The 5,944-nt window shown below is 61.8% G+C and carries 3 protein-coding genes and 2 pseudogenes; 3 read left to right on the forward strand and 2 right to left on the reverse strand.

Features of this window, described 5'->3' with window-relative positions:
- Positions 1-20 precede the first annotated feature (20 nt).
- The 3 genes and pseudogenes from MRY17_RS14835 to MRY17_RS14845 form a co-directional block, all read left to right on the forward strand.
- Complete coding sequence (locus MRY17_RS14835) at positions 21-893, forward strand: formylglycine-generating enzyme family protein (protein WP_181284975.1); 873 nt, start codon at positions 21-23, stop codon at positions 891-893.
- A 193-nt stretch (positions 894-1,086) separates the two neighbouring features.
- A pseudogene (locus tag MRY17_RS14840) lies at positions 1,087-1,167 on the forward strand (LuxR family transcriptional regulator); the annotation flags it as partial.
- Positions 1,168-1,631: 464 nt separating this feature from the next.
- Positions 1,632-1,712 (forward strand): annotated as a pseudogene (locus MRY17_RS14845) (LuxR family transcriptional regulator); the annotation flags it as partial.
- A gap of 404 nt (positions 1,713-2,116) precedes the next feature.
- Here the strand turns inward: MRY17_RS14845 and MRY17_RS14855 are convergent.
- Both MRY17_RS14855 and macA read right to left on the reverse strand, forming a co-directional pair.
- Positions 2,117-4,075 carry a MacB family efflux pump subunit gene (locus tag MRY17_RS14855; RefSeq protein ID WP_243352385.1) on the reverse strand — a complete coding sequence of 653 codons (1,959 nt, stop codon included), beginning with the start codon at positions 4,073-4,075 and terminating at the stop codon, positions 2,117-2,119.
- 3 nt (positions 4,076-4,078) lie between these two features.
- Entirely contained in the window at positions 4,079-5,230 is a 1,152-nt protein-coding gene (gene macA, locus MRY17_RS14860; protein WP_181285242.1) for a macrolide transporter subunit MacA, read from the reverse strand.
- Between the last annotated feature and the right edge of the window lie 714 nt (positions 5,231-5,944).

The raw sequence follows: 5,944 nt of genomic DNA on the forward strand, positions 1-5,944 counted from the left end.
TATTTGAACGAGACGCTCCCATGACGCCATTTCGACTCAAACCCCTGACGGCCCTGGCGCTGACCGCACTGTGCGGCGCCCTGCTCCCCGGCCTGGCCCAGGCGGCGGCACCGCAACCTGGAAAAGTCTTCAAGGACTGCAAGGACTGCCCGGAAATGGTGGTCTTGCCTGCAGGCACCTTCACCATGGGCACCCCGGAAGACGAAGTCGGCCGCGAGCCCGACGAAGGCCCGATGCATGAAGTGACCTTCGCCAAGCCCTTCGCCATGAGCCGCTTCCACGTCACCGCCGGAGAATGGGACAGCTACGTGCGTCAGACCGGGGTGAAAATCGCCAATGGCGATGACCGTCCCGGCCGTGAATGCATCGCCGGCAAGCCGCGCTACCCCCAGGGCCCGCGCCAGCCGGCGGTGTGCATGGACATGGACGACATCAAGAATTACGTGGCCTGGCTATCGAAAAAGACCGGCCAGCAGTACCACATGGTCAGCGAAGCCCAACGCGAATACGCCGCCCGCGCCGGCACCAGCGGTCCGTTCCCCTTCCCGTTCGACGAGGGCAAGGGCTACAGCATCGCCAGGCACGCCAACACCTACGGCCCGGCGGACGGTTACAGCTATTCATCACCGGTGGGCAGCTATCCGCCGAATGCGTTCGGCATGTACGACATGCACGGCAACGTTTATGAGCGGGTTGCCGATTGTGAACACCCGAACTACGTCGGCGCGCCGACTGACGGCAGTGCCTGGATGGAACCGAACTGCGCGTCGTACCAGATTCGCGGCAATGACTGGGGCGAGGCGCCGGTATTTTCCCGTTCCGGCAACCGCAACAACATCTACCCGCAGACGCGCGGTGACTGGATTGGCTTTCGCGTAGTGCGCGATCTCTAAGCCATACACCAATCCATTGTGAGAGCGGGCTTGCGCCCGATAGCGGAGGATCAGCTTGCCTATGCATTGACTGACACGCTGCCATCGGGGGCAAGCCACCCTCCCACATTTGATCTCCAGCGACCGAAAGAGATCAATCCCGGGCCAATGCCTCGATCGGGTCCAGCCGCGCCGCATTGCGCGTCGGCACGAAGCCGCGATCAAGCTGGGCATCAGCGGGCGACACTCGTTGTTGCGGTGGATGTATGCCACCGACGACAACACCAGTCTCTAAGCCGACACAGGTCAAAATGTGGGAGGGGGCTTGCCCCCGATAGCGGAGTATCAGCTTGCCTATGCATTGACTGACACACTGCCATCGGGGGCAAGCCCCCTCCCACATTTGATCTCCAGCGACCGCAAGAGATCAATCCCGAGCCAATGCCTCGATCGGGTCCAGCCGCGCCGCATTGGGCGTCGGCACGAAGCCGCGCAAGCTGGGCATCAGCGGGCGACACTCGTTGTTGCGGTGGATGTATGCCACCGACGACAACACCAGTCTCTAAGCCGACACAGGTCAAAATGTGGGAGGGGGCTTGCCCCCGATAGCGGAGTATCAGCTTGCCTATGCATTGACTGACACGCTGCCATCGAGGGCAAGCCCCCCTCCCACATTTGATCTCCAGCGACCGAAAGAGATCAATCCCGGGCCAATGCCTCGATCGGGTCCAGCCGCGCCGCATTGCGCGTCGGCACGAAGCCGCGATCAAGCTGGGCATCAGCGGGCGGCATTCGTTGTTGCGGTGGATGTACGCCACCGACAACAACACCAGTCTCTAAGCCGACACAGGTCAAAATGTGGGGGGGCTTGCCCCCGATGGCGGTGTATCAGCTTGCCTATGCATTGACTGACACGCTGCCATCGGGGGCAAGCCCCCTCCCACATTTGATCTCCAGCGACCGAAAGAGATCAATCCCGAGCCAATGCCTCGATCGGGTCCAGCCGCGCCGCATTGCGCGTCGGTATGAAGCCGCGATCAAGCTGGGCATCAGCGGGCGGCATTCGTTGTTGCGGTGGATGTACGCCACCGACAACAACACCAGTCTCTAAGCCGACACAGGTCAAAATGTGGGAGGGGGCTTGCCCCCGATAGCGGAGTATCAGCTTGCCTATGCATTGACTGACACGCTGCCATCGAAGGCAAGCCCCCCTCCCACATTTGATCTCCAGCGACCGAAAGAGATCAATCCCGAGCCAATGCCTCGATCGGATCCAGCCGCGCCGCATTGCGTGCCGGCACGAAGCCGAACACGATGCCGATCAGCGTCGAGCAGGCAAACGCGGTGATGATCGAACCCAGGGAAAACACCATCTCCCACTCCTTCACGAACAGCGAGAACAAGTAGCCGATGGCATAGGACAGCGAGATACCGATAATCCCGCCGATCAGACACACCATCACCGCCTCCACCAGAAACTGCTGGCGGATATCCGATTGCCGCGCCCCTACCGCCATGCGAATGCCAATCTCGCGGGTACGTTCGGTGACCGACACCAGCATGATATTCATCACGCCAATGCCACCCACCAGCAACGAAATCACCGCGATCAATGACAACAGCAGCGCCAGCGAACGGCTGGTTTTCTGCACCGTCTGCATGATGCTGTCGAGGTTGTTGGTAAAGAAGTCCTTGGTGCCGTGGCGTTGCAGCATGAGCTTGTTGACGTTGTCCTCCACCACCTTGCTCGGCTGGCCGTCCTTGATACGCACGGTGATGCTGTCCAGATGGCGCTGCCCCAACAGGCGCCCCGCGGCCGTCTCATACGGCACCCACACGTTCAGCGCCTTGCTGGCGGCGAACAGGTTCTTGTTGTCCGCCGTCACCCCGATCACCGTGCACGGCAGGTTGCCGACCAGGATCACCTGGCCCAGGGGGTCGACGTTCGGCCCGAACAGGCGATGCCGGGTGTTGTGGTCGATCACCACCACCTGCGCCTGACGCCGTGCATCGCTTTCACTGAAGGCGATACCGACTTCGAGTTTGAGGCCCTTGACCTTGAAGTAGCGGTCGCTGACGCCGTTGACCTGGGCATCCACATCGATATTGCCAAAGCGCAGCAACAGGTTGCGCCCCACCATCGGCGTGGCGCTGTCGACGTAATACAGCTGGTTCAACGCGTCCACATCCGCAGGCATCAGGGTCTCGATGGCGGAGGCGCGACTGTCACCGAAACTGGTGCCGGAAAAGATATCGATGGTGTTGCTGCCGATGGCCTGGATGTCCTTGAGCACATAACGCTTGGCGCCCTCGCCGATGGCCGAGATCGACACCACCGAGGTGATGCCGATGACAATGCCGAGCATGGTCAGCAAGGTGCGCATGCGGTGGGAAACCAGCGCGACCCAGGCCATATTGAAGGCTTCCTTGAACAACCCCAGGCTCGCCACCAGGCGTCGCGCGCCGCTGCGCCGGGGCTCGATTGGCGCTTCGTGGGGCAGATCCAGATCGACACGTTCGTTGGCCTTGTCGCTGACGATCTCACCGTCGCACACCTCGACGATACGCTGGGCATTGGCCGCCACCTTGGGGTCGTGGGTGACGATGATCACCGTGTGCCCGGCCGCGTGCAGCTCGGCGAGGATGCGCATCACCTCCTTGCCGCTGTGGGTGTCGAGGGCACCGGTGGGTTCGTCGGCCAGGATCACCTCGCCGCCATTCATCAAGGCCCGGGCGATACTCACGCGCTGCTGCTGCCCACCGGACAACTGACTCGGCCGATGGGTGACATGCCCCGACAGACCCAGGCGCGCGAGCAACTCCCGCGCGCGACTGTGGCGCTGGCTTTCCGGGATACCGGCGTAGATCGCCGGCATTTCCACGTTGTGCAAGGCACTCAGATGCGCCAGCAGATGATAGCGCTGGAAGATAAACCCGAAGTAATCGCGGCGCAGTTCCGCCAATTGCTCATCGCCCAGGGAACGGGTTTCGATGCCGTTGATTTTGTAGCTGCCGGCGGTGGCGTAATCCAGGCCGCCGAGGATGTTCATCAGCGTCGATTTACCCGAACCCGAGGCGCCGATGATCGCCAGCATTTCCCCGGCGTGAATGGTCAGGTCAATGCCCTTGAGGGCGATGAATTCGCGCTCGCCAGCCATGAAACTGCGGGTGATGCCCTTGAGCTCCAGCAGGGGTTGAGTCATGGCTCAATTCCCCGCCACGGCAGGCGAGGCGTCGCCAATCACCACCTTGTCGCCCTCGACCAGGCCGTCGAGGATCTGCACCTTGACGTTGTTGTTGATGCCGGTCTTCACCTCACGCACCTGCGCCTTGCCCTTGGCATCCAACACCCGCACTGCATAGCCGCCCTCGGCATTGCGCGCGCCCAACGCCGCCACCGGCACCATCAGCACAGCCTCGGCGGTGTCGAGCACGATACGCACCTGGGCGGTCATGGCGATGCGCAGACGGTGATCGGGGTTGGGCACATCGAACAGCGCGTTATAGAACACCGCCGTATTCTGCTTGGGCGTGCCGGCGGTCTGGGTTTCCAGAAAATTCTGCGGTGCCGGTTCAGTGCCACGCAGTTTGGCGTAATAGCGCTTGTCGGCCTCACCGAGAATGGTGAAGTACACCTGCTGGCCGGGGCTGATGTGAATCACATCCGCTTCCGACACCTGGGCCTTGACCGTCATGGTGTCCAGGTCAGCCAGCTTGAGCAGCACCGGCGCCAGCTGGTTGGCGATGACCGTCTGGCCTTCCTGAGTAACGATACCCACCACATCGCCGTCGATGGGCGCGTTGATGCGGGTATAGGCCAGGTTGACCTTGGCCGTGTCGATCTGGATATGCGCGCTCTTGATCTGCGCATCCAGCGACAGCAGATTGGCCTGCTGCACCTGGAAGGTCGACTCGGCGTCTTCGAAATCCTGGCGCGACACCGACTCATCGGCCTGCAAGCCCTTGTAGCGTTCATACACCGACCTGGCCTGCCTGACCTGCGCCGCCGTAGCGCGGCGCTGAGCCTGCAGATTCTCCTCGTCGACCTGGGCCTTGCGCAGCGTGTTCTGCAGAATCAGCGGATCAATCTCGGCCAGCCACTGGCCTTTCTTGACCTTGTCACCCACCTTGACCTTGAGCGACTTCAACTGACCGGAAACCTGCGCGCCGACATCGACCTGCTTGACCCCCTCCAGCAGGCCGGTGGCGAGAACCGCGTTTTCGATATCGCCGCGTTCAACCGTGGCGGTGAGGTACTGGGGCGCGTCGGCAGGCGCCTTGACGGTGTAAATGATCAAGCCGATGGCGATCGCCACGACTGCGAATATCCCGATTTTGCGTAACTTAGACGTTTGCATAAATGACCATAAAATTGAGCTTTTTGATTGAGCACGGGTATCCAAACCCTAACCACGATGCGCAGCGAGTCGCTCTTGATCTTGATCTGGCTTTTGATCCTGGGCGCCCCGTTAAACCACGCTGGCCGAACGCAGGCTTGAATCCGTGGGCAACCCGGCAGGACGCCGGGTTAGCCGCACTGGGCCATGGATGGCCCATTGCGGCGGCCCACGGATTCAAGCCGGAGAGAGGGCACACCGAGCCCAGGCGAGGTGCCGAGTGGTGGGGCAAGAGCGTTTTGCTTACTTTTGCGCTTTTCAAAAGTGAGCCGCTGTAAGAGCGGAACCCATAGCAGCCGTGACCGCAGAAACGGATATGTACTCGGTCTAGTCCAACATCCCGGTCGGCCCAGAGGCCGCCATCGGGGGCAAGCCCCCTCCCACATTTGGACCGAGGTGTATCAGATGGGTAACCGTCGGCTGACAGGCCGCGGATATGTACCCGGTCTAGTCCAACATCCCGGTCGGCCCAGAGGCCGCCATCGGGGGCAAGCCCCCTCCCACATTTGGACCGAGGTGTATCAGATGGGTAACCGTCGGCTGACAGGCCGCGGATATGTACCCGGTCCAATCCAACATCCCGGTCGGCCCAGAGGCCGCCATCGGGGGCAAGCCCCCTCCCACATTTGGACCGAGGCGTATCAGGAACAAGCCCCTTCCCACCTTTGGCGGCCG

Origin of the sequence: Pseudomonas orientalis (genome assembly GCF_022807995.1) — a bacterium.
Taxonomy (GTDB): domain Bacteria; phylum Pseudomonadota; class Gammaproteobacteria; order Pseudomonadales; family Pseudomonadaceae; genus Aquipseudomonas; species Aquipseudomonas orientalis_B.

Excerpts from the sequence above, each read along its gene's own strand:
- MRY17_RS14835 (WP_181284975.1), top strand. The coding sequence starts at position 21 with ATGACGCCATTTCGACTCAAACCCCTGACGGCCCTGGCGCTGACCGCA.
- MRY17_RS14855 (WP_243352385.1), bottom strand. The coding sequence starts at position 4,075 with ATGACTCAACCCCTGCTGGAGCTCAAGGGCATCACCCGCAGTTTCATG.
- macA (WP_181285242.1), bottom strand. The coding sequence starts at position 5,230 with ATGCAAACGTCTAAGTTACGCAAAATCGGGATATTCGCAGTCGTGGCG.